Below are 22,059 nucleotides of genomic sequence, written 5' to 3' on the forward strand. Positions count from 1 at the left end.
GGGATCATCCACTCCTCAGCTCAATGAATCACTTTTTTTGAACTCGAGTGAAGCGCTGTTCGTGCAGTAGCGCTGCCCTGTGGGTGCAGGTCCATCGTTGAACACATGCCCTAAGTGGGCATCACAACGTGAGCAGAGAATCTCGGTTCGAACCATCCCATGGCTTCGATCCTCATGGGTGCGAATCGCACCCTCGGTCACACCATTCCAGAAGCTTGGCCAGCCCGTACCAGACTCAAATTTTGTGCTGGAGCTAAACAGAGGCGCATCACAACAGACGCAGTGATACATGCCGTCTTCCTTGTGATTCCAATAGGAACCAGTGAACGCAGCTTCAGTACCGCCCTGACGCGCCACTTGAAACTGGCTTGGGCTGAGTTTCTCCTTCCATTCCTCAGGAGTGCGTTCCACCCGATCTCCACCTGCGATTGGCGCACTCGTCATGACTCAAATTTTTGACTGGCGGGGACGCTAGTCGGAAAGAGCCAACGGCAAGAGTTCCTGAACCTCCTCAGCAAGGGCTCTAACGGCACCAGGTTCACCGCGAAGGCCCCGCAAGTCATCGCGTTGACCCTGCAGCCTGTCCGGGGTTGCAAGCCAAGACTCGGCCTCTAGGGCGATTTGCTCAGGCGTGATCGGACCCACTCGTTCAGGAACCACCATGCGACCTGCGCTGATGTTCGGCCAAGCCATCAATCCGTGGTTGCGGAGACGCCAGGCGCTGAGCAACAAACCGATCAGACGCCGCAGTCCTGGCAAACGGGCCAGGAGCCCAAGCCAACCATCCCAAGCCTGCATCACTCCCAAATGCTGAGTAGGCACCAACACGATCATGGGCACCCCAAGAGCACCGAGTTCAGCCGTGTTGGCTCCAACCGTGGTGAGCGCAAGCTGGCACTGGCTCAGGGCTCCGTGGGCTGGAGGGTTTTCCTGCAAGTGAATCTCCGTGCCATGGCGCGTAATGAACCGCCGCAATCCCTCGCCCGATCGAGCCGGTTCAATCGAAGCAATATTGGTGTCATACGAAGCAGCGATCGGATTCGAGCGACTGGCGTAACGCTCCAAGTCTTCGACGGTGGTGGTGGGTGCCACCGGCAATAAAAAGCGGCAGCCAGGGCGTTGAGCCGCCAAACGATCGGCGGTTTCAAGTAAAAACGGAACACCCACGCTGAGTTTGGCCGGTTTCGAACCAGGCAACAAAGCCACCCACTCACCCGATGGGAGTGGAGCCTCTTCTCTTGCATGGCTGGAAAGATCCGCCATCAAGTCGCCCACCACACGGCAGCGGGTGCGAAAGCGTCTGGGCAGCTGATCCCGCACCGCTGGTGCCATGGCGGCGATTCGATCGTTCCAACGCGGCCAACGCGCCACCCATTCGGCGTAGGTGATGTGGCGATAGCCCAGCCGAGCTGATAGCAACACACTCCAAAATTGATCCCCACCTAAAAAAACCACCACACCGCGGTCTGGCCATACCCCAAACCGAGAAGGCCTGAACAACAACAACCAAAATTGCCGGGCCAGCGTGATGCGATCAAACAAACCCCAACGGGAGGCTGCTGTGGCTTCTGTTCCGGTGGCATTGGGACAGGGGACCAACACGAGCCGCAGGCTCAATAACGATCCAGGAGCCCTGGGCCGCATCAGTAGGCGGCGATGCAGCTGTTCTGCCAGGGGGCGAACCCAGGTCGTGAGTTCACCGGGGCCGTTGGAGACAAACACAACAGCCAGGGTTTGGTCCTTGGTGTGTGACGTCACTCAGTGCCGGTGGGGCTGGGAAAGAATGATGCGGATGGCGAGACTTGAACTCGCAAGGCCGAAGCCACACGCTCCTTAGACGTGCGTGTCTACCAATTCCACCACATCCGCGTGGCGACGCTGCCAAGAAGGCTCGTCGATGGATGAGTATACCGAGAGGCCTAAAAGTCCCAACCGCTGATACGATCCGCGCTGGCTCGGATGCTGCGGAATGCCCATCGGCAAGGTGCTGATCGCCAACCGCGGCGAGATTGCCCTAAGAATTCTGAGAAGTTGTCGTGAACTCGGCATCAGCACGGTTGCGGTGTACAGCACCGTGGATCGCTCTGCACTGCACGTGCAGCTCGCTGATGAAGCGGTCTGCGTCGGCGAAGGCCCTAGCAACAAGAGCTACCTCAACATCCCCAACATCCTGGCGGCAGCCACCTCTCGCGGTGTGGATGCCATTCACCCCGGCTATGGGTTTTTGGCGGAAAACGACCGCTTCGCCGAGATGTGCCGCGATCACGGCATCACCTTTATCGGCCCCTCTCCCCACGCCATCCGCTCGATGGGGGACAAATCAACGGCGAAATCCACCATGCAGGCTGTTGGCGTGCCAACGGTGCCTGGTAGCGAAGGCCTGTTACCCAACCCGGAGGCAGCTGCTGAGCTCGCTGCTGCCATGGGATATCCCGTCATGATCAAGGCCACCGCTGGAGGCGGCGGTCGTGGCATGCGGCTCGTCCCCAGTCCTGATCAGTTGGTGAAGCTGTACAAAGCGGCTCAAGGGGAAGCCGATGCAGCGTTTGGGAATCCGGGGCTGTACATGGAAAAATTCATCGACCGTCCCCGGCACGTCGAGGTGCAGATCCTCGCGGACAGGCACGGCAACGTGGTTCATCTCGGCGAACGGGACTGTTCGATCCAACGACGTCATCAGAAACTTCTCGAGGAAGCGCCAAGCCCGGCCCTCGACCCTGAGCTGCGTCGTCAGATGGGAGATGCAGCAGTGGCAGCGGCGCGAAGCATCAATTACGAGGGGGCCGGAACGGTGGAATTCCTCCTGGACAGAAGCGGTGGGTTTTATTTCATGGAAATGAATACCCGCATTCAGGTCGAACATCCCGTCACGGAAATGGTGACGGGTATCGACCTGATTGCTGAGCAGCTACGCATCGCCGGAGGCGAACCGATCAGCGTGCGCCAAGAAGACATTCAAATGAACGGTCATGCGATCGAATGCCGAATCAATGCCGAAGATGCGCAGCACAATTTTCGGCCAGCCCCTGGACGGATCACTGGATGGTTGCCTCCTGGAGGCCCTGGAGTACGGGTCGACAGCCACGTGTACACGGGCTACGACATTCCGCCCTTCTATGACTCCCTGATTGGCAAGCTGATCATCTGGGCGCCCAATCGTCCTGCTGCACTCGCACGCATGAAACGAGCTCTCAACGAGTGCGCCATCACAGGGATCCCAACAACGGTGGACTTCCATCTGCGCATGCTCGACCGCCCTGAATTCCAAAGGGGTGACGTGCACACCAAATTCGTCGAAGAGGAGATGCTTTAAGGCAGCTCACCGATGCCGGGCACTGCTTCCCAAGAGTGATTTAGGCGATGGACTGGGCGCGGAGCAGCACCAGTGAGAGCAACCCCTGCTGGCCCACCAACAGTTCGCGCAGCAGGCTGAGCAGCCCAACCCAGATCACGGGAGTGACATCCACGCCCCCGATGGGAGAGACAACCCGGCGGGTCAACCCCAAAATCGCCTCAGTGGGCCAGGCCACAAGGGGCCAGAAGCCTTTGGAAAGATCCACCTGGGGGTACCAAGTGAGCACGATGCGCGCCAGGAAGGTGAGGGTCCATGCGGCCAACAGCAAACCCAGTGCCACGTTGAGCAGCGGAAGGATGGCGATAAGCGTTGGCGTCACAAAGCCCTAAGCAATGGAGCTGTCATCGTAGAAACTTGACCCTGATCCCTAGGATCGCAGCCAATCAGGCCTCGCTGTACGCATTCGGTCCTAATCCCCTATGACGCCTTCCCTCTCCAATTTTCTTACCAGCCTTGTTGCTGGTGTAGCGATCGTTGTGATCCCTGCTTCTATCGGGCTCTTTTTTCTCAGCCAAACCGACCAGGTTGATCGCAAACTTTGAAGACCCTTTCACGCTCCGTAGACTGAGCTCACTCGACCCGAGCTTCGGTTCCACGCAGGTCCTTATCAGAGAGCTTCACTGTGGTTAATGCCAGTCTGAATTGGGCCAGCATTGTTGGCATTGTGCTGGCTGTGGGGGGAGCACTGCTCTACTTCATGCGCACCTTCAAGCCCGCTCTCGCCCGTGATTACGACGTGTTCTTCGCGGCGATCGGCTTGCTCTGCGGAGGAATTCTTTTCTTCCAGGGCTGGAGGCTTGATCCAATTCTCCAGTTTGGGCAATTCTTGTTGGCTGGAACCACCGTGTTTTTTGCCTACGAGAGCGTGCGCCTTCGGGGGATTTCAGCGGAACAGGCCAGACGCTCGGCCTATTTCGATGACGAACCTGAAGCCGCAAGCCCCGCTGGAGGCGGAGGCTTGCGAGGTGGTTATGACGATCCCTACGAGCGTTTCGACGAACCTCAGCCGATTCGACGCAGGTTTGGCGGTCAGGGTTCTGATGAAGATGAAAGGCCTGAACAGGATTTTTATCGCCCCCGTCGCACCTCCAGAGCTGCGATTCCCGAGCAGGCCGCAAGTCGGAGCCGTCAGCGGCCCGATCCCTCCTCCGATTGGTCAGAGAGCAGCGAGCGAGATCGGCGCATGGCCCGATTCGGCCGCAATGAAGACTCTGCACCGAGTGGCCCAAGTTTTGGGGAGCGCCGCAGCCAACGCCAGGATCAGCGCAGAGGTTCCAGACCTACCCCAGTTGCATCATCAAGACCTGAGCCCTCTTCCCGAGCCTCTGCTGGGCCTGCTGGCATCAATCAGCGCGGGGCGGCAACTGCGCGCAGCAGCAGTCGTGGCTTAGAGGGACCACCTGGCATTCCTCAAGGCAGCCCACTGCGACGAGAACCCGAAGATGCCGCTTACTCCCCAAGCACGCGTCAACCCTCGAGCTCTTCGCCCTTCATCAGCGGCAATCCAGGGTCTGAAAAAGGGCCAACGACGACACGTGAGAGCAACCGCACTCCTCCTCGCAGTTCCCGCCCAAGGGATAACAGCTCCCGCTTCGACGACTGATCAGCCTGAGCATTCACCCCGGCATGACCCGACACCTCCTCCTCGTGTGGCTCGCACTGGGAGTGCTGGCCTGTGAAGGTCGTTCAACTCGAGCACCATCTGGCCTGCTTTCACCACAACAACAAGACCCTGCCCTGAGCGGTAACGGGCGGTTGTTAGCCGTGATCGAGGACCAAAACGGCAGGCCGACCGTCCAATTACGGAACGTGGAAGGTGGGGGTTCATTGCGATTGCGCCACCTCTCGCGTCATCAGCCCCACAGCTCACCGTCCTTGAGCTGGAACGGCCGTTACTTAGCTGTGATCACCCAACGCGGCAACCACAGACTGGTCTTAATTGAAGACCGCCTGAGCGGCAAAGCTCACCCCCTACGCTTGCCCTCCGGTCGAGATCCTGTGCAGGTCAGCCTCGCTCCTGATGCACGCAAACTGGCGATTCAAACCGCGGATCAAGGGCGTTGGCGAGTCGAAGTGATTGACCTGAGCGGATTACTGGAGCCCGACGGACCTGGAGGCCAGCGACGCAGCACTCCAAGCGAACCAAACCGATGAAAAAGAGATGCCTCACATCGGCTTTACTGCTTTGCTTCGTCGCTTTGGGGTGCAGTCAAAACGGCATCCGCCCCATGTCCCGGGTCGGGGCATCCCTTCGACGCAGCGCCGAGAGCCGGCGTCTGCCCTCGATGGGACAACGTTGGCTAGCCAGCCTGGCCAGTCGCAACGGCAGAGAGCGTGTGGAGCTTATTGACCTGAGCAACGACACACCGGCGCCACTCAATGGAATCAATCAGGCCGATTCCCAAACCATCAGCCTCAGTGTGAGTGGTGATGGTCAGAGGATCGCCCTGGTCCGCCAACGCGAAGAGCGAACCGAATTAATGCTCTACCGACGCAGTGTGAGCGCTTTGCAACGACTGCCAATTAATCCTCCTGGGGTGCCCCGTTCGGTCAGCCTCAATGAAAATGGCCGACTGTTAGCCGTTCAGGTGAGCCGAAGAGGGCGTTGGGATGTGGACTTGATTCGCCTCCCCTAGTTAGGGAATCAGCCCTGCCCAATGCAAAAACGTGTCACCACTGAGCGCTTCCGTGAGCAGCACAGCTAAAAATCCGATCATGGCGAAGCGCCCATTAATCCGCTCCGCGTAGGCACTCCAGCCAAAGGCAGGCACATCTTTTGTTGTGGCACTGGTCTCTGGAGCGGTCGACGTTGAGGAGGGCTCCTCAGGAACGCGATCCATGGCTTGATCAGATTTGGTCATGGTTGATAGCTACTGGCGGGGATCAGGCTCCAATCGCCATCCCCCCGCAGTTCAAGCACGTTGTCATGGAAGTGCTTGAGGGAAGGGCGATGGCCAACACTAATAAACGAGAGATCTCGGTCTACGAGCAACTCATAAAGCTGCTTCTCCGTCTTCACATCAAGGGCACTGGTTGCCTCATCCAGGACCACAAAACTAGGAGAGTTCAACAACAACCTTCCAAAGGCCAACCGCTGCTGTTCTCCTAAGGAAAGGATTCGAGGCCAATCCTGCTTGATATCCAAGTCGGGATAACGGGTCACGAGCTTTTGCAAGCTGACCTGCTCAAGCACACTTCGGAGCTGTTCATCACTAAAACGGTTCTCGTCTGCTGGATAGCAAAGCTGCTCTCTGAGCGAGCCCAGCAGCATATAAGGCTTTTGAGGAATGAACAGAAGGTCACCCATCGATGGCCTCTCCACGCTGCCCCGAGTGGGCTCCCAAAGGCCGCTAATCATCCTCAAGAGTGATGTCTTTCCGCATCCGGATGGCCCAACAACTAACAACTTGTCGTGGTCACCGATATCAATCGTGAGATCTTCAATAACCGGGTTCTTTCCATTGGGAGGGTAAAGGTCGGCAGAACGAATCACGATGCTGTTACTTCCAGGAACAACACGGCTATTGCTACTAGGGGCCTGCTTGCTCACCTGCTCAATCTTGGTTTGGAATCCCTCGAGACGACTAATACCTGCAGCGAACTGAGCAAGTTGCTCAATTCGGGCCACGATGAAGAATAATGATCCCTCCACCATGTTGAAGGCAAAGTTGGCCTGATTGAAAACCCCAAAATCAATTTCACCCGCAAAATATACCGGAGCCATCACCAAAAAGGGCAAGAAAACCCCTGCATAGGAGACCGATCGACGCATGACATCAATGATTACCTGCCAAATAATCAGGAGGTTGAAGTTTTTAACAACCGAGCCAAGACGCCTGTATGACTCTTGCTTTTCTTGCCCCTCCCCCGAATAAAAAGCAATCGATTCAGCGTTGTCCCTGATATGAACCAAGCCATAACGAAAATCAGCCTCATAACGAAGCTGGTCGTAATTGATTCTTACCAGATTGCGCCCTGAGACAATCAATAGAGTTGTAGCAACTGCTGAATATCCAAACAGGGTGAAAGTAAGCCTGGAGCTGATACTCCAAAGCACCAAGATATTAAGCGAAAACGTTAGAAGTGCATCAAAAAGCCCAAGAGCAAGACTAAGGCTTTGTGCCGTGAAAGACTCCGTATCCTGAGTAATCCTCTGGTCAGGGTTGTCAACATCTGTTTCATCCTCACTATTAGGGTTAAGAACGTAATACGCCTTATTTTTCATGTAATCGCCAATCAGCGATTTAGACAGCCACTCTCTCCAAATAATCCCCAGCTTCGCGGTGATATAAACCTGAGTCACCCGAATCGGAAGGGCGATCACAAAACAGGCGCCATAGATTGCCAATCGCCCATAAAAGCCTCCTTGATCTTTATCAACCAAGGCATTCGTAATGTCTCGATAGATAAACCCAATCCCAGTATTAATTCCATTCACAGCAAGCAACATGAATACGATTGTTGCCAGCAAGCCCCAATTAAGCCAACGCCTTTGACGCAATTGCTGACGGAAAGCCACGAAACTGGCCAAACCAACCAAAAAGAGCGCCACAAAAGCCGCGCCCCACCAACTCGACCAAATCGTGGCGATCGTTCCCGAAACACCAGAGAGATATTTGTCCGTTAAGTCCGGCTGAAACTGATCCAGGCTGCGAATCAATGCGGTAAGCACCGCAAGCACCAAACCGCCAACACAAAATAGAAGGCATACCAACAGCCAAATGAACTGCCATCCGCTCGCCTGATCGAGCGGCAAAAAGAAGGGTTGGGCCAGGTGACGCAGCTTGGCCAGCTGATGACGCAAATTTTTAAACGGGCCGCTGCTGGCAAATGAAGACGCTGTCATGACGTCATTCTCTCAAGCCACACCTTCATCCGGGAGGCCAATCCAGGGAACGCCCACCGATCACATGCACGTGCAGGTGGAACACGGTCTGCCCTGCACCCTCTCCGCTATTAATCACCGTTCGCCAATCGCTTAAGCCTTCTTGCTTGGCAACCTTCGCCGCCACGACTAACAGATGCCCAAGCAGCTCCTCATCCGCTGTCTCCGCTTCGCGCAAGCTCTCTAGTGGCTTGCGCGGAATCACCAGCAGATGAACAGGAGCGGCCGGAGCAACGTCACGGAACACCAGACAGCTGTCATCGCTGTAAAGCTCATCGCATGGAATCTCTCCACGCAAGATGCGGGCAAAAATCGTGTCGCCAGCCATGGTCACAACCCTGGGCAAAACAGTGGATGAGACGGGTGGGGCATCAGATGCTTACCCCGCAACCACCCAATGCTGGCACGCTGCTCAAGTGCATCCATTCAAGGAATGGAGGCGCTTCCCGTCACGGTGGAAGTGGATCTAGCCCCAGGGCTTCCAGGTTTGCAGCTTGTGGGACTTCCAGATGCTGCCATTCAAGAATCGCGCGAACGCGTTCGAGCAGCGCTGCGCAACAGCGGCTTTCGCGGCCCCCTCGTGCGGGTCATCGTCAATCTGGCACCAGCGGATCGACGCAAGGAAGGACCCGCCTTCGATCTCCCGATCGCGCTGGCCTTGCTCGTCGCCAGCGGTCAGCTTGATCCCCAAAAACTGGAGGGGCTGTGCTGCGCAGGAGAACTGGGCCTGGATGGAAGTTTGAGGCCCTGCCGCGGCATTCTGGCCATCGCCTGCCAAGCAAAGACCCAGCAAGCCAAGGCGTTTGTGGTGCCATCCGCCAACGCGGCAGAAGCCTCTCTGGTGGCCGGACTCCCCATCGTGAGCGCCCAGACGCTGGGGCAACTCGTTGAGCAGTTACGGCATGGCATCGAGCACAACTCTTGCCCTCAGCCCACAAGGGAGCAGCCTGCAACGACAACGAGCCCTTCCAGCGCCTCAGCTCCCTCGTCCGCAGCCCCCCTAACGATTCAGCCTTTCGCGCGAAAGGCACTGGCGATTGCTGCCGCCGGTGGACACCACCTCCTGATGGTGGGGCCTCCTGGCTGTGGCAAAACAATGTTGGCGCGCCAGCTCCCCAAGATTCTTCCGCCGTTAAGCGACTCAGAGGCTCTGGAGCTCACCCGCCTTCAATCCATTGCTGGCACGCTCGGCAGCGTGACAAGCCTGGTGCGGCAACGACCATTCCGTGCACCGCATCACAGCACCACGGCAGCGGGGCTTCTCGGCGGCGGCACCAATCCTCGGCCCGGTGAATTGAGCCTGGCCCATGGAGGCGTGCTTTTTCTCGATGAGCTCACCGAATTCCCAAGATCCATCCTCGATCAGTTGCGTCAGCCTTTGGAGGAGGGGGTTCTCTGGATGAGCCGAGCGCGATTGCGCTGCGCCTTCCCCTGCAGGGTGACCCTGGTGGCTGCCACCAATCCCTGCCCTTGCGGCTGGCATGGTGATCCTTCCAACCGCTGCCGTTGTTCGGAGCTGCAACGGCAGCGCTACTGGAACCGCCTATCAGGTCCATTTTTGGATCGTCTTGATCTTCAATGCCGCCTCGAACCTGTGCCAACAGGCCAACTACGCCGTTGTTTCAAAACAACAGCAGATTCAACAGAGAACCAAACGGAAGAGAGCGTCTCCCCCGAAGCCATCCAAGCCGCGCGCATCAAAATGTGCCAACGGAACCCGAGCGGCCAACTCAACAGCCAACTCAGCGCGCTCGAGCTCGGCCGCTACGGCCAGATCGAAGAACGGGCCTTTCAATGCTGGGAGCAGGTGGTGTCGAAACGGCAGCTAAGCATGCGCAGCAGCTTGAGGCTTCTGCGCGTTTCCCGAACCATTGCCGACTTAGACGCTGTACCAAAAGTGGGCGAACAACATCTTGCGGAAGCAATCTGCTTCCGTAGCTATGACCAAAGGCCCAAAGCCATTGTTTGATCCGATCGCCGCTTAGCGCGATCCCTCTTCAGGAACGTCTCGGTACGGTTGAAATCCAATCGCAGGAGGAACCGTCTTCTTCTCCTCACTTGGATTTCCAAGGGCGTGGGAGAGGGTTTCACCCACCCAGTCGCGAAGCGATTTAAACATCAATGCCATGGTGGATCCCATTCGAGATGCTTCTAGTCTCGGAACGCAACTAAAAAAAAGAACCAGTCAAAATACCGATCCTTCGATATTTCGACAGAACAGAGGGCTTAAAACTAAAAATGCCGACCGATCAACGGCGGCGGCGGCGCTGCTGAGCTTTGCGCTTGTACTTCTCGATTGGAGTCTCGTGATGACGCAGGCGCTTGAGATCCGCAAAGATCCCGGCCTTGGAGACCTGACGCTTAAAGCGACGTAGGGCAGATTCGATGCCTTCGTTTTCTCCAACCGTGACCTGAGTCATTCAAAAAGCGAGGATTTCCAGCTCAGCAATGTAGCAAGCGATCGGCAAATGGCTCAAAGGGCGCCGGGGGATCCAGGCATGCCATCACGGTAAACATAGAGATGTCCCAGCGTGCGCTTGCCGTATTGACGCCTCATCAGCTTCCAGCCCGATTCAAGATTCAGCTTGAGGAAACCGTTTCCAGGCCCTCCTGAGCGAGCCACCACCATGGTGGGGCGGGAGGGATCACGCGTCGGGACGGCCAAGAGCTCGATATCGGAACCGGTTTTGACCACGGAGAGTCGATAACGCGTTCCAAGGTCATCGCCGCCAATGCGCAGGGAATACCCATTGCCATCGATGTAGCGGTTACAGATTCCGGTGAAGTCAAAACTGGCCAACAGGGGATCAACCACTGCAGGGGAAGCGTCTGACACCGCAAAACAAGGCCGGGCACTGCTCCGCTGCTCATAAATATTCAGCTGAGAGCTCTCACCCTTACCGATGGGAGCCGACACCATCACAAATTGACTTTCGTCAACGTCTGCAGCAGTGAAGACGGATCCTTGAGCTTTCGCTGCTTGCGGCAGACCTGTGGCGACAGTCGCCGTAAACACAGCACAAGCAACAGCAGCGTTCCAAGGACGGCCCATCAATCAAATCCGATCATTAAGGGGATCGTATTAGTCCCTTTGCGTCTGAGCACGTGCCATCAGGCCGGTTTGTTGAGACGAATCGCGACTAAAAGTGACCCAAGCGTTGCCGGAAGACTCAAACCAAGGATCCATCGCGTTGGATTCACGCCCAGATCAGGATCTCCATATGCCAATTCAAAAACACAGCCTGTAGCTGCGATTCCGAGCACACATGCCAGGGCCAGGAACAGGCCAGAGAGGGGTTTCATCGGCATCGGTTTAAGGCGTCATGGGGCGGACGTCCTTGGCGAGATAGCCATGGTCCTTCAGCTCCTTGTTGAGGCCACTGGAATCGGTCACACGATCGACAAACAGCACCCCACGGAGATGGTCCATCTCGTGCTGAATACAACGCGCCATCAGACCATCAGCCTTCATCGTGCGGGGTCGCCCCATCTCATCTCTGAAACTCAATTGAATAGCCGTCGGACGAACTACATCGAGATACACCCCAGGGATGCTTAAGCAGCCCTCCTCATAGGTATCCACAGATGCGCTGCAAGTTGTGATTTCAGGGTTGATCAGGACAAGGGGTGGGGTGCTTGGCGTCTCAAGGTCGAGGTCGATTACCAGTAATTGCTGATGCACCCCAACTTGAGGAGCTGCTAAGCCGATGCCTCGGGCGGTGTACATGCTGCGCAACATGTCACGGACCAAGTCGCGCACGCGCTCGTCAACCTTGCCGATCCGGCGAGCATCTGCCCGTAGCGCATCGTCGCCAAGAGTATGAATATTGAGCGGAGCACTTTCTAAGGGCTCCTTAGGCACGGCAATAGAGGAGCTGCTTTTCTCAGCCGATCGTGCCAACTGGGCGAAGCTCCTAGCCAAAACCCCTCCTACCTTGAAGTTGTGCTGATCTTAGGCAGGCCTGATCTCTGCTTGATCCGTTCGACATGTCTCTGCAACAGCCCCTGCCCGCCACAACCGCGCTCGGACGCACTCCGGTGCTGCGAGCTCCACAACTCCTTGGCGATTGGGTGCTCTGGCTCGAGCAGCGACCCCACGAAAAAGGCCGCACCACAGCATTCATTCGCCGCTGGGGGGAGACAGAAACCACACCCCTGGAACTCACGCCAGCGCCAATTAATTTGCGCAGCAGAGTGCACGACTACGGGGGAGCGCCGCTGACGGCGACCCTGACGGCAGGAACACTCCAGCTGGTTTGGGTCGATGACAACGACGCTTGCCTCTGGTTCCAAGCCTGGACAGGCCTGAATGGGGCTAACGCCCAATCGCTGCAAGCCATAGCCAGCCCCCAACGGCTCACCTCCCCCAGCGACAGCGCGCTGGGGGGCGGGGTGATCGACCATGCCCGATCGCGATGGTTGGGCGTCATCGAGGAGGCCGGTTGTGATCGCTTGGTGAGCGTGGACCTTGATCAACGCAATCAAACCCCTGTTGTCGTGCATCAGCCGGCCGATTTCGCGGGCTATCTCGCCCTCAGCGCAGACGGAGCCGAGCTTGCCTGGGTGGAATGGCGGCAACCCTCCATGCCCTGGGATTGCTCCCAGCTGGTTGTGGCGCGGCTTAGGACCTCTGGAGCACTGGAGGATTGCCACATGATCGCCGGCGGTGAACCTTCACAGCCCCAGGGGATCTCAGTGTTTCAACCCCAATGGCTGCCGGATGGAAGCCTCGTCGTAGCTGAGGACAGCAGCGGCTGGTGGAATCTGATGCGCCATCCCAGCACCGAGAACTTCAGTAGCCACTGGCAACGTCTCTGGCCGATGGCCAAGGAGACGGCCATGCCCCAGTGGGTGTTTGGGATGAGTACCACCGCTTGGGATGGGAACAAGCTCTTAGCTGCCGTCTGCGATCAAGGTGAATGGCAGTTGCAACGACTTGGGCTCGACGGCTCTGCAGAGAGGGTGGAACAACCCTTCAACGATCTCGCCGATCTGAACGCATCCAATGGCAGGGCTGTTGCCATCACAAGCAACAGCACCACAGGCCAAGGGCTTCTGGAGCTCGACTTGGGCTTAGGAACCTGGACACACACTCCAGCCGCCGCCGCCGCCGCCATGGAGGTCAACGAGATCAGCGTGGGGCAATCCTTGTGGTTCGACGGGTCTGGCGGGCAACGCACCCATGCCTGGTATTACCCCCCAAGCGGGGGAGCAGATGCATCATCCCCCCTGCTAGTGAAAAGTCACAGCGGGCCTTCGTCGATGGCCCGCCGCGGCCTCAGCCTCGCGGTTCAGTTCTGGACCTCCCGGGGCTGGGGAGTGGTGGACGTGAATTACGGGGGATCCACAGGATTTGGCCGGACCTACCGAAACAGACTGCAGGGGGGGTGGGGCGTGGTGGATGTCAACGATTGCGCAGCAGCAGCCAAAACTTTGATTGCTGCGAAGCATGCCGATCCGAATCGCATCGCCATCGAAGGGGGAAGCGCCGGTGGCTTCACCACGCTGGCCTGCCTCTGCTTCACCGATGTCTTCCGCGCTGGTGCCTGCCGCTATGCCGTGAGCGATCCCAGCGCTTTAGCCACAGAGACCCACCGTTTTGAAGCCCGCTATCTCGATGGACTGATCGGCCCCTGGCCACAGGAGCGGGACCTTTATGAGCAGCGATCGCCGCTGCGCCATGCACAACAGATCCGCTGTCCTGTGATCTTTTTCCAGGGTCTCAAAGACAAGGTCGTCCTGCCACAGCAAACCGAACGCATGGCCGATGCTTTACGCCGCAATGCCATCCCAGTGGAAGTGCACACGTTCCCTGAGGAAGGTCATGGCTTCCGAGATAGCAGCGTGCAGGTAGCCGTTCTGGAGGCAACAGAGCGCTTTTTCCGGCAACACCTCAATTGTTAGTGGCTTGGCCATATCCCAACCCACGGAACTGGCGATGCACCTCTTCCATTTGTGATGACGACAACAGCGGCGGCTCCCCGAGCTGCAGAGCTTGCAAATACATCTGTGCCAGCGTTTCCACCTCAACGGCAATCTTCAGCGCCTGATCAAGATCCCGTCCCAAACTGACCAATCCATGGTGAGCCAGCAAACAGGCCTGGCGGTCTTGCAGTGCCTGCACTGTATGGGCCGACAGTTCAGCGGTGCCGAAGGTGGCATAGGGAGCACAACGAATGTCGTCACCACCAGCCACCGCTGTCATGTAGTGGAACGGTGGAATCCCCCTGTCATGGCAGGCCAGCGCGGTTGCATGAATGGGATGGCAATGCAACACCGCCATGGCATCGGGCCGATCAGCGAAGACATCGGCATGCAATCGCCACTCTGAAGACGGTCTGCGGTCATGGCCAGGGAGCCCGCTTGGCAAAGGTTGGCCGCAAAAATCGATTGCCACCAGATCCTCCGGCTCCATCAAGTCGTAGGCCAAGGAGCTGGGGGTCACCAACAATCCCCCCTCAATTCGCAGCGACAGGTTGCCGGATGTGCCCTGATTCAAGCCGCTGCTGTTCATGGCACGGGCCACGTCCACGAGCTCACAGCGCAACGCCCGATCGTTCATCCCTATCCATGAATCAACCACGGTTGTAAAGCTCCTTCAGGCCAACTTCGCTGGCCTTCGCTACGCCTCGGTCGGTGATCAAAGCCGTGACAAGCCGAGCTGGGGTGACGTCGAATGCCGGATTAAACCCGGCACAACCATCAGGCGTGAGCTGCACGCTCACAATTTCACCAGCCGACTCCCCAGCGATGACCCGCCCCTGAATGGCGGTCACTTCCTCAGCGGAACGCGCCTCAATCGGGATCTCTGCCACCCCATCCGCAAGGCGCCAGTCGATCGTGGACGTCGGCAGGGCGACATAAAAGGGAACGTTGTTGTCGTGAGCCGCCAGAGCCTTGAGATAGGTGCCAACTTTGTTGCACACATCGCCGCAGCGCGTAGTCCGATCCGTCCCAACGATCACAGCATCCACCTGGCCATGCTGCATCAGGTGACCACCTGCGTTATCCACGATCACGGTGTGCGGCACACCCTCACGCGCCAACTCATAGGCCGTGAGCGATGCCCCTTGATTGCGCGGCCGGGTCTCATCCACCCAAACATGAATGTTCAACCCGGCGCGATGGGCCTTATAAATCGGTGCCAACGCCGTTCCCCAGTCAACGGTCGCCAACCAGCCCGCATTGCAGTGGGTGAGCACCTGAAGCGGCTCATTCTGTCGTTCACGCGGTCGCTGCTCTGCCAGCGTTCGGAATAGATCGAGTCCATGCTCCCCAATCGCCTCGCACATCGCCACATCTTCATCAGCAATCAGTGCCGCCTCCCGCCGAGCCGCAGCCGCTCGCTCCGCTTCCGGCAACGGCTGCACCACATCACGAACCCGTTCCAAAGCCCAACGCAGGTTCACGGCTGTGGGCCGACTGGCATTGAGCTGATCAAAGGCCTGGGCCAAGCCAGCATCGCTGGCGTCGTCTTGAAGCGCGAGCATTAAGCCATAGGCGCCTGTCACCCCAATTAGTGGCGCCCCCCGCACCACCATCGTGCTGATCGCATCTGCCGCCTGATCACAACGCGTCAGCGTTCGAGTGATCAGGCGATGTGGCAACAGGGTTTGATCGATCACACCCACGGAGCGCTGATCGGCTTCAAGCCAAATCGTCCGCCAGGCCTGGCCATCAATGTTCATGGTCGAAACGCGCCAGTTCTCCGGAACAATTGTTTTACCACTCACGTTTGCTGATCAAATCGGTCGATATCCAAACCAGTCAGGCACCTGGTGCTGACTTTCACCATCGAGCTGGAGATGGAGATGCACATACACACTGTTGCTCTCTGTCAAAGACAACTGTTCAATCGCCAAGCAATCATCCACGGCACTGAGATCGTCCTTGTGCTGCTCAAGCGCATCCAGCAACCAGCGCTTCTTGGCTGCTGATTTAGCGGCTTGCAGCGAAGGGGCCACCACAAGTCCAAAGTGATGCAATTCCGCAAGCGAATCGGGTTGATAGCCCCCGAGGTTGACGAACCACAGCCGCTGCTTCTCTGAAGGAGGCTCCCGCTCAAGGGTGACGCGCCAGCCATCAATGCAATGCACGGCCATGTAGCTGTCGAGATGCAACCCACGACGGCGACCAAACCACTGCCGACGAAGCTCGGGATAGGTGTCTTCGATGCAGCGGCCCGCCACAAAGCGCACATCGTGAAGCTCGATCAAGCTCCGATCAGTGCGACCTCCGAGTACCACCAAAAACAAGGTTGAGAGCTCCAAAGGTGAGGGGTGGGAAGGGCTCACTCACCGTGCCATCGTGTGGTCCAGATGTGAATCATGCGTGGATCTATTCGCAAGGCAATGGGCCACGTACCAAATCCTGGTTGAACACAACCTGATGGAACACCGCGAAATTAGTAATGCCACTACCGGTGCAATTCAACAATGGCTGGCCCTACGAGAAGAGCAGACTCAAGCCGTTTCCATGGTTGATCTGGGCTGTGGAGACCTCGGGCAGCTGGCACCCCTACTCCAGACCCTTCCACTTGAAAAATACGTCGGGTTAGACCTCACACAAGCAGTTCTGCCACTCGCTCAACGCAACCTGGGATCCGTTCCTTACCCCTGTTTCTGGGAGCACGGCGATCTCATGAACTGGGCTTGTTCCAACCCGAATGATCAATTCGACCTCATACACTCCTCATTCGCGTTACACCATCTAGATCAAGACCAAAAGCTGCTGTTTCTGGAGGGTGCCAGGGAGCGTATTGAGACCAATGGCCTGTTCATTTGGGTGGATGTCTTTCTTCCCAATCAAGAATCACGATTGGACTATCTCAGCAGATATTTCAACCGAATCAACCAATGGCCTGGTCTCTGTCAGACGCAACGAGAATCGATCACCCAACACATCCAAACCCATGATTTTCCAGCCAACCGAGGTTGGTTGGAAAAGCAAGCTCGAGCCTTGGGCTGGTCATTCTGCTGGGCTTGGAACGGTCAACACAATGCTGAAGCTGTAGCGCTGCTTCAGCCCATCTAAAACTCATTAGCCGTTTTCACGGAAAAACTCAATCACACTGACGAGCTCATCAGCGAACCGATCAATCTCAGCATGCGTTGTACAAAAACTAAGGCTCGCGCGAGCTGATCCGGTCACGCCATACAGCCGGTGCAGGGGTTGGCAGCAATGGTGACCACTACGAATACAAACACCGGAGAGATCAAGCATCGCGGCGATGTCATTGGCATGAACACCCTCCACCACAAACGTGGCCAGCGCTCCTCGATCAGGCTGCTGCTCTGGCGTGGGACCAAGAATGCGCAGGCCATCGATCGATTGAAGCCGGCCAAACAAATGGATGGTGAGCTCCGCCTCCCAGGCCTGAATCGCATCGAGTCCAAGGGTTTGCAAATAAGTAATTGCAGCACCCATGCCGATCGCTTCACCAATAGCTGGTGTGCCCGCTTCAAACTTATGAGGGAGTTCCGCCCAGGTGCTGTGATCCAAGAACACCTCTTGAATCATCTCGCCACCACCAAGGAAGGGTGGCATCGCCATCAAGGTTTGCTCCGATGCCCATAGAAACCCCATTCCGGTGGGGCCACATAGCTTGTGAGAGGAGCCCACAAGGAAATCAGCCCCGAGACTCTGCACGGCAATGGATTTGTGAGCCAAGCTTTGGCAAGCGTCCACCAAAACCTTGGCCCCCACCGCATGGGCGAGGGCTGCAATCTCTTCAATCGGGTTGCAGCAGCCAAGAGTGTTGCTGATGTGGACCAAGCTCACCAAGCGCGTTTTCTCCGAGAGCTGATCGCGCAAGTCGGCGAGGTCAAGGGTGCCGTCAGGGGTCACACCCACATGCCTGAGTACGCAACCGGTGCGCTCAGCGAGCAACTGCCAAGGCACCAAGTTGCTGTGGTGCTCCATCACGGTGAGCAGCACCTCGTCACCAGCCTTCAGCTGGGCATCACCCCAACTGCGCGCCACCAGATTGATGGCTTCCGTGGCATTGCGGGTGAACACAATCTCCTTTGAACTCGATGCACCGATCAAGCCAGCGGTCGTGGCACGAGCCGCTTCAAACGACTCCGTCGCACGTGCGCTGAGCTGGTGGGCACCTCGATGCACATTGGCGTTGTCGCAGGCGTAGTAATGCTGAATCGCGTCGAGCACCACATGAGGCTTCTGACTGGTGGCCGCATGATCCAAATAGATCAGGGGCTGACCAGAACTTGAAACCTGATCAAGGATCGGGAAGTCAGCACGCACTCGTTCCGCAAGGGTAACGGCAGCGTTACGGGGAAGTGTCGTCATGGCGTCATCCCTCCCACTTGCAAGCTGTCGCCCAGCCAGCGCTGCGAGCCCTCGAGAGGCAAGCGATCCAGCACTTCCTTGCAATAACCACGCAGCAGCAGGGCTGCCGCAGAGGACTGCGTAATGCCACGGCTACGCAGATAAAAGAGCTGATCCTCCTGGAGCTGACTCACGGTGGCCCCGTGCGTGCAACGAACGTCATCGGCCACAATTTCCAACTCGGGCTTGGCATCAACGCGGGCGCGTCCCGAGAGCAACAAGTTCCTGCTGAGCTGGGAGGCGTTGGTGCGCTGCGCCGGCCTCGGCACTTGAATCGCTCCGTTGAAAATACTGTGAGAGCGATCCGCTGCAATCGTTTTTTGCACTTGATCCAGCGTGCCTTCCGGGCCCTCAAAACGCATCGCGGTATGGACCGCAAACTGCTCATCAGCAGCGGTGACGGAAAGGCCATGAATCGACGTAGAAGCCTGGCCATCCACCTGCACAACACGCGGCTCCAGCCGTCCAAACGACCAGCCCTGCGACACCGAAACTAGGGAGTAGTGACTCCGTGACTCTTGCTCCACAGCCAGGTTGGCGAGCAGAGCCTCTTGGCCTTCGCCCAAGGCAAGCAAGCCATGGTTCACCTTGGATTCCTGGCCGAGATGAATCTCGAGAAGATGACTGTGGGCAGCCTGACCCTGAGCACTCACAACCTGGAGAAGCTCAAGCTCTGCTTTTTCCTCAACTAACAGCAAAACCCTGGTTGGAACCAACATGGCGTTGGCCGCAAGCATGACCAACTCAACCGGTGGAACGTTGCCGCGAATGCGTAACGCCAGAATCTGCTGACTCACTCCGTGGTTGAGCTCCACCGGCCAATCCGACGCGCAACGACAACGGGACAAGGTATGGCCGAGAGCTTGCTGCAACTCAGCACCTTCAAGCTGCGAAATCCCTGCCGGCAAGGTCACACCCTGCAAGGGATCCAGGCTGCCATCAATCACAAGTCTCAGAGCCTGCTCAGGAACGCTGGGCAAGCTGTCAGCACTTGAGCGATCACTTTTTTGATCCGCAATCGACAGCTGAAACAGCGCCTCAAGGCGCGTGAGATCTGTAAGCCTCCACGACTCCTGCTTCCTGCTGGGAAAGCCCTGCTCTGACAGAGCCAAGCGTCCCCGGCGCTGAACCGGCTCCAGTGTCCCTGCTGGTGCAGGAAGCTGCGTCAACCAACCCTCGGGCATCGCCATCGTTAGGCCACCCCCTCGGCCGCGAGCTGCTGATCCACCCAGTCGTAACCAATTTTTTCCAACTCCAGAGCCAGTTCACTCCCCCCGGTTCGCAAGATGCGACCAGCCCCCATCACATGCACGTAGTCCGGAGTGATCTCATCCAAAAGCCGCTGATAGTGAGTGATCAGCAACGTGCAGTTGTCGGGACTCGCCAACTCATTCACACCTCCAGCAACGATGCGTAAGGCATCAATATCAAGCCCAGAGTCGGTTTCATCGAGGATCGCAACCACGGGATCCAGCAGAGCCATCTGAAGAATCTCATTGCGCTTTTTCTCCCCACCAGAGAAACCCTCATTCACGCTGCGCTCAAGAAACGCAGGGTCCATTTGCACCACTTGCAAGCGGTTACGCACGTGATCATCGAAATCAAACGTGTCAAATTCTTCCTTCCCTTGCTTCTCGCGCCGGGCATTTGTGGAGACCCGGAGAAACTCAAGATTGCTGACTCCAGGGATCTCAATCGGGTACTGGAATCCCAAGAACACGCCAAGTCGAGAGCGCTCTTCAGGCTCCAACTCAAGAAGGTCACGACCGAGGTAACGCACAGACCCAGACGTCACGCGGTAAGCGGGATGACCAGCCAAAACCTTGGACAACGTGCTCTTCCCGCTTCCGTTACGCCCCATTACGGCGTGAATCTCACCGGCCTTCACCTGCAGGTTCACCCCATTCAGGATCGGCTTGTCCTCAACGGACGCATGCAGATCATTGATTTCGAGGAGAAGCTCGGCGTCGGGACGAATCACGTCAGAAGAAAACGAAGAAAAAAACGAGTATTAAAAGTTTGGCGCTGGGATTAACCCACCGACCCCTCAAGCTTGAGAGCGAGAAGCTTGTCGGCCTCGGCCGCAAACTCCATGGGGAGTTGGTTGAACACATCCCGACAAAACCCGCTCACCATCATCGACACGGCTTCTTCGAAGCCGATGCCACGGCTTTGGAGGTAAAACAATTGGTCTTCCGACATGCGGCAAGTACTGGCCTCATGTTCGATCGCAGCTTGAGGTTGCTGAGAGCGGATATATGGATAAGTGTTTGCTGCAGCCTGATCTCCGATCAGCATCGAATCGCATTGGCTGTAATTTCGAGCACCCTTGGCATTCGGGCCAACTTGAACAAGACCCCGATAACTATTGCTTGAGTGACCAGCACTGATCCCTTTGCTCACGATCGTGGAACGGGTGCGTGGACCGACATGCACCATTTTCGTTCCCGTATCAGCTTGCTGGCGATTATTCGTGAGCGCCACTGAGTAAAACTCACCCACGGAATCAGCACCTTGCAACACACAACTTGGATATTTCCAGGTGATCGCTGAACCCGTTTCGACCTGCGTCCAACTGATACGGCTGCGAGCACCTCGGCAGTGGCCACGCTTAGTCACAAAGTTATAGATACCGCCAACACCATTCTCATCACCAGCGTACCAATTTTGGACCGTGGAATACTTAATCGAAGCATCATCCAAAACGACAAGCTCGACAACAGCAGCATGAAGCTGATTTGTATCGAACATCGGCGCCGTACAACCTTCCAAATAACTCACCGATGCTCCTTCTTCAGCAACAATCAACGTGCGTTCAAACTGTCCGGTATCGCCAGAATTAATTCGAAAATATGTAGAAAGCTCCATTGGACATTCCACACCCTTAGGGATGAACACGAATGATCCATCACTAAAAACGGCAGAATTTAAAGCTGCAAAGTAATTATCGTTACTTGGAACAACCGAGCCGAGATACTTCTCAATCAGCTCGGGATGCTCAGCAACCGCCTCAGTGAAGGAGCAAAACACCACTCCATGTTCAGCAAGCTTTTCTTTGTAGGTGGTTGCGATCGAAACACTGTCAAAGACAGCATCGACAGCAACATTGCTAAGCCTTTTTTGCTCACTTAAAGGAATCCCCAACTTTTCGAATGTTTCGAGAAGCTTGGGATCAACTTCATCAAGGCTTTGCTTTTTCTCTTGCTGCTTTGGAGCAGCGTAATAAACAATATCCTGGTAATCAATAGCTTTATAACCCAATGCAGCCCAGTCAGGCTCTTGCAACTTGAGCCATTGGCGATAGGCCTTGAGCCGGAAATCGAGGAGGAATTCAGGCTCATTCTTCTTAGAAGAAATCAGTCGCACCACCTCCTCACTAAGACCTTTTGCGATCTTCTCGGTTTCAATGTCAGTAATAAAACCGTACTTGTACGGCTGACTAACAAGATCGCGTGTGGAGGTACTGGTCATG

26 protein-coding genes and 1 tRNA gene are annotated in these 22,059 nt (G+C 56.8%); 8 read left to right on the top strand and 19 right to left on the bottom strand.

The genetic code is table 11. From position 1 onward, the window contains the following. Positions 1–15: 15 nt before the first annotated feature. The 3 genes from msrB to SynSYN20_RS12260 form a co-directional block, all read right to left on the bottom strand. Positions 16–444: a peptide-methionine (R)-S-oxide reductase MsrB gene (msrB, locus tag SynSYN20_RS12250; protein WP_186523889.1), complete on the bottom strand. Its 429-nt coding sequence runs from the start codon at positions 442–444 to the stop codon at positions 16–18. Between the two features lie 27 nt (positions 445–471). Continuing rightward, complete coding sequence (locus tag SynSYN20_RS12255) at positions 472–1,758, bottom strand: glycosyl transferase (RefSeq protein WP_186523890.1); 1,287 nt, start codon at positions 1,756–1,758, stop codon at positions 472–474. Positions 1,759–1,787: 29 nt separating this feature from the next. After that, positions 1,788–1,869, bottom strand: a tRNA-Leu gene (locus tag SynSYN20_RS12260). Between the two features lie 100 nt (positions 1,870–1,969). Here SynSYN20_RS12260 and accC point away from each other — a divergent pair. Further along, a complete protein-coding gene (gene accC / locus SynSYN20_RS12265; RefSeq protein WP_186523891.1) occupies positions 1,970–3,313 on the top strand; it encodes an acetyl-CoA carboxylase biotin carboxylase subunit in 1,344 nt (447 codons plus the stop codon). A 40-nt stretch (positions 3,314–3,353) separates the two neighbouring features. Here the strand turns inward: accC and SynSYN20_RS12270 are convergent, their stop codons facing one another. Continuing rightward, positions 3,354–3,674 carry a YggT family protein gene (locus tag SynSYN20_RS12270; RefSeq protein ID WP_186523892.1) on the bottom strand — a complete coding sequence of 107 codons (321 nt, stop codon included), beginning with the start codon at positions 3,672–3,674 and terminating at the stop codon, positions 3,354–3,356. A gap of 100 nt (positions 3,675–3,774) precedes the next feature. On the opposite strand from SynSYN20_RS12270, the gene psbX reads away from it, so the two are divergent. The 4 genes from psbX to SynSYN20_RS12290 all read left to right on the top strand — a co-directional run bounded on the left by psbX (position 3,775) and on the right by SynSYN20_RS12290 (position 5,991). After that, a complete protein-coding gene (gene psbX / locus SynSYN20_RS12275; RefSeq protein ID WP_011620364.1) occupies positions 3,775–3,897 on the top strand; it encodes a photosystem II reaction center X protein in 123 nt (40 codons plus the stop codon). An 80-nt stretch (positions 3,898–3,977) separates the two neighbouring features. Next, a complete protein-coding gene (locus SynSYN20_RS12280; protein WP_186523893.1) occupies positions 3,978–4,958 on the top strand; it encodes a Ycf66 family protein in 981 nt (326 codons plus the stop codon). Between the two features lie 23 nt (positions 4,959–4,981). After that, the gene (locus SynSYN20_RS12285) at positions 4,982–5,509 is read left to right on the top strand and encodes a Tol biopolymer transporter periplasmic protein (protein ID WP_186523894.1); all 528 of its coding nucleotides are present in this window, start codon (positions 4,982–4,984) and stop codon (positions 5,507–5,509) included. After that, entirely contained in the window at positions 5,506–5,991 is a 486-nt protein-coding gene (locus SynSYN20_RS12290) for a hypothetical protein (protein ID WP_186523895.1), read from the top strand. Before SynSYN20_RS12285 ends, SynSYN20_RS12290 begins: the two co-directional genes overlap by 4 nt. On the opposite strand, the gene SynSYN20_RS12295 is transcribed toward SynSYN20_RS12290, so the two are convergent. Genes SynSYN20_RS12295 through SynSYN20_RS12305 form a run of 3 tightly spaced genes read right to left on the bottom strand, consistent with a single transcriptional unit; the run spans position 5,992 to position 8,568 of the window. After that, entirely contained in the window at positions 5,992–6,195 is a 204-nt protein-coding gene (locus SynSYN20_RS12295; protein WP_370586734.1) for a chlorophyll a/b-binding protein, read from the bottom strand. Between the two features lie 17 nt (positions 6,196–6,212). After that, positions 6,213–8,201 carry an ATP-binding cassette domain-containing protein gene (locus SynSYN20_RS12300; RefSeq protein ID WP_186523897.1) on the bottom strand — a complete coding sequence of 663 codons (1,989 nt, stop codon included), beginning with the start codon at positions 8,199–8,201 and terminating at the stop codon, positions 6,213–6,215. Positions 8,202–8,226: 25 nt separating this feature from the next. Continuing rightward, entirely contained in the window at positions 8,227–8,568 is a 342-nt protein-coding gene (locus tag SynSYN20_RS12305; protein WP_186523898.1) for a histidine triad nucleotide-binding protein, read from the bottom strand. A 69-nt stretch (positions 8,569–8,637) separates the two neighbouring features. Between SynSYN20_RS12305 and SynSYN20_RS12310 the strand changes: the two genes are divergently transcribed. Further along, positions 8,638–10,209, top strand: a complete 1,572-nt coding sequence (locus tag SynSYN20_RS12310; protein WP_186523899.1) for a YifB family Mg chelatase-like AAA ATPase — start codon at positions 8,638–8,640, stop codon at positions 10,207–10,209. A gap of 12 nt (positions 10,210–10,221) precedes the next feature. On the opposite strand, the gene SynSYN20_RS12315 is transcribed toward SynSYN20_RS12310, so the two are convergent. The 5 genes from SynSYN20_RS12315 to def form a co-directional block, all read right to left on the bottom strand. After that, on the bottom strand, positions 10,222–10,359 hold the full coding sequence (locus tag SynSYN20_RS12315) for a hypothetical protein (RefSeq protein WP_222929776.1): 138 nt from the start codon (positions 10,357–10,359) through the stop codon (positions 10,222–10,224). 130 nt (positions 10,360–10,489) lie between these two features. Next, positions 10,490–10,660: a 30S ribosomal protein S21 gene (gene rpsU, locus SynSYN20_RS12320; protein ID WP_006043142.1), complete on the bottom strand. Its 171-nt coding sequence runs from the start codon at positions 10,658–10,660 to the stop codon at positions 10,490–10,492. Between the two features lie 53 nt (positions 10,661–10,713). After that, positions 10,714–11,292: a DUF3747 domain-containing protein gene (locus SynSYN20_RS12325; RefSeq protein ID WP_186523901.1), complete on the bottom strand. Its 579-nt coding sequence runs from the start codon at positions 11,290–11,292 to the stop codon at positions 10,714–10,716. A 59-nt stretch (positions 11,293–11,351) separates the two neighbouring features. After that, positions 11,352–11,549 carry a hypothetical protein gene (locus SynSYN20_RS12330; protein WP_006854479.1) on the bottom strand — a complete coding sequence of 66 codons (198 nt, stop codon included), beginning with the start codon at positions 11,547–11,549 and terminating at the stop codon, positions 11,352–11,354. Between the two features lie 4 nt (positions 11,550–11,553). Then, entirely contained in the window at positions 11,554–12,162 is a 609-nt protein-coding gene (def, locus tag SynSYN20_RS12335) for a peptide deformylase (protein WP_186523902.1), read from the bottom strand. Positions 12,163–12,227: 65 nt separating this feature from the next. On the opposite strand from def, the gene SynSYN20_RS12340 reads away from it, so the two are divergent. After that, a complete protein-coding gene (locus SynSYN20_RS12340) occupies positions 12,228–14,144 on the top strand; it encodes a prolyl oligopeptidase family serine peptidase (protein WP_186523903.1) in 1,917 nt (638 codons plus the stop codon). Here the strand turns inward: SynSYN20_RS12340 and SynSYN20_RS12345 are convergent. Genes SynSYN20_RS12345 through SynSYN20_RS12355 form a run of 3 tightly spaced genes read right to left on the bottom strand, consistent with a single transcriptional unit; the run spans position 14,134 to position 16,534 of the window. Beyond that, a complete protein-coding gene (locus SynSYN20_RS12345) occupies positions 14,134–14,802 on the bottom strand; it encodes a class II aldolase/adducin family protein (protein ID WP_186523904.1) in 669 nt (222 codons plus the stop codon). The genes SynSYN20_RS12340 and SynSYN20_RS12345 overlap by 11 nt on opposite strands. A gap of 13 nt (positions 14,803–14,815) precedes the next feature. Further along, on the bottom strand, positions 14,816–15,928 hold the full coding sequence (mtnA, locus tag SynSYN20_RS12350) for an S-methyl-5-thioribose-1-phosphate isomerase (RefSeq protein WP_186525637.1): 1,113 nt from the start codon (positions 15,926–15,928) through the stop codon (positions 14,816–14,818). Positions 15,929–15,982: 54 nt separating this feature from the next. Further along, positions 15,983–16,534 (bottom strand): DUF1543 domain-containing protein, encoded by a 552-nt coding sequence (locus SynSYN20_RS12355; RefSeq protein ID WP_186523905.1) that lies wholly within the window; start codon positions 16,532–16,534, stop codon positions 15,983–15,985. A 37-nt stretch (positions 16,535–16,571) separates the two neighbouring features. Here SynSYN20_RS12355 and SynSYN20_RS12360 point away from each other — a divergent pair, with 37 nt between their 5' ends. Then, on the top strand, positions 16,572–17,273 hold the full coding sequence (locus tag SynSYN20_RS12360; protein WP_255476267.1) for a class I SAM-dependent methyltransferase: 702 nt from the start codon (positions 16,572–16,574) through the stop codon (positions 17,271–17,273). 6 nt (positions 17,274–17,279) lie between these two features. Here SynSYN20_RS12360 and SynSYN20_RS12365 read toward each other — a convergent pair whose 3' ends face one another. Genes SynSYN20_RS12365 through sufB form a run of 4 tightly spaced genes read right to left on the bottom strand, consistent with a single transcriptional unit; the run spans position 17,280 to position 22,058 of the window. Next, positions 17,280–18,548 carry a SufS family cysteine desulfurase gene (locus tag SynSYN20_RS12365; protein ID WP_186523907.1) on the bottom strand — a complete coding sequence of 423 codons (1,269 nt, stop codon included), beginning with the start codon at positions 18,546–18,548 and terminating at the stop codon, positions 17,280–17,282. After that, positions 18,545–19,777 (bottom strand): Fe-S cluster assembly protein SufD, encoded by a 1,233-nt coding sequence (gene sufD, locus SynSYN20_RS12370; RefSeq protein ID WP_186523908.1) that lies wholly within the window; start codon positions 19,775–19,777, stop codon positions 18,545–18,547. Before sufD ends, SynSYN20_RS12365 begins: the two co-directional genes overlap by 4 nt. A 2-nt stretch (positions 19,778–19,779) precedes the next feature. Beyond that, positions 19,780–20,568 (bottom strand): Fe-S cluster assembly ATPase SufC, encoded by a 789-nt coding sequence (gene sufC, locus SynSYN20_RS12375; RefSeq protein ID WP_186523909.1) that lies wholly within the window; start codon positions 20,566–20,568, stop codon positions 19,780–19,782. A 50-nt stretch (positions 20,569–20,618) separates the two neighbouring features. Next, positions 20,619–22,058: a Fe-S cluster assembly protein SufB gene (gene sufB / locus SynSYN20_RS12380; RefSeq protein ID WP_186523910.1), complete on the bottom strand. Its 1,440-nt coding sequence runs from the start codon at positions 22,056–22,058 to the stop codon at positions 20,619–20,621. Position 22,059: the final 1 nt, after the last annotated feature.

It is taken from the genome of Synechococcus sp. SYN20, from assembly GCF_014279555.1.
Taxonomy (GTDB): Bacteria; Cyanobacteriota; Cyanobacteriia; order PCC-6307; family Cyanobiaceae; genus Synechococcus_C.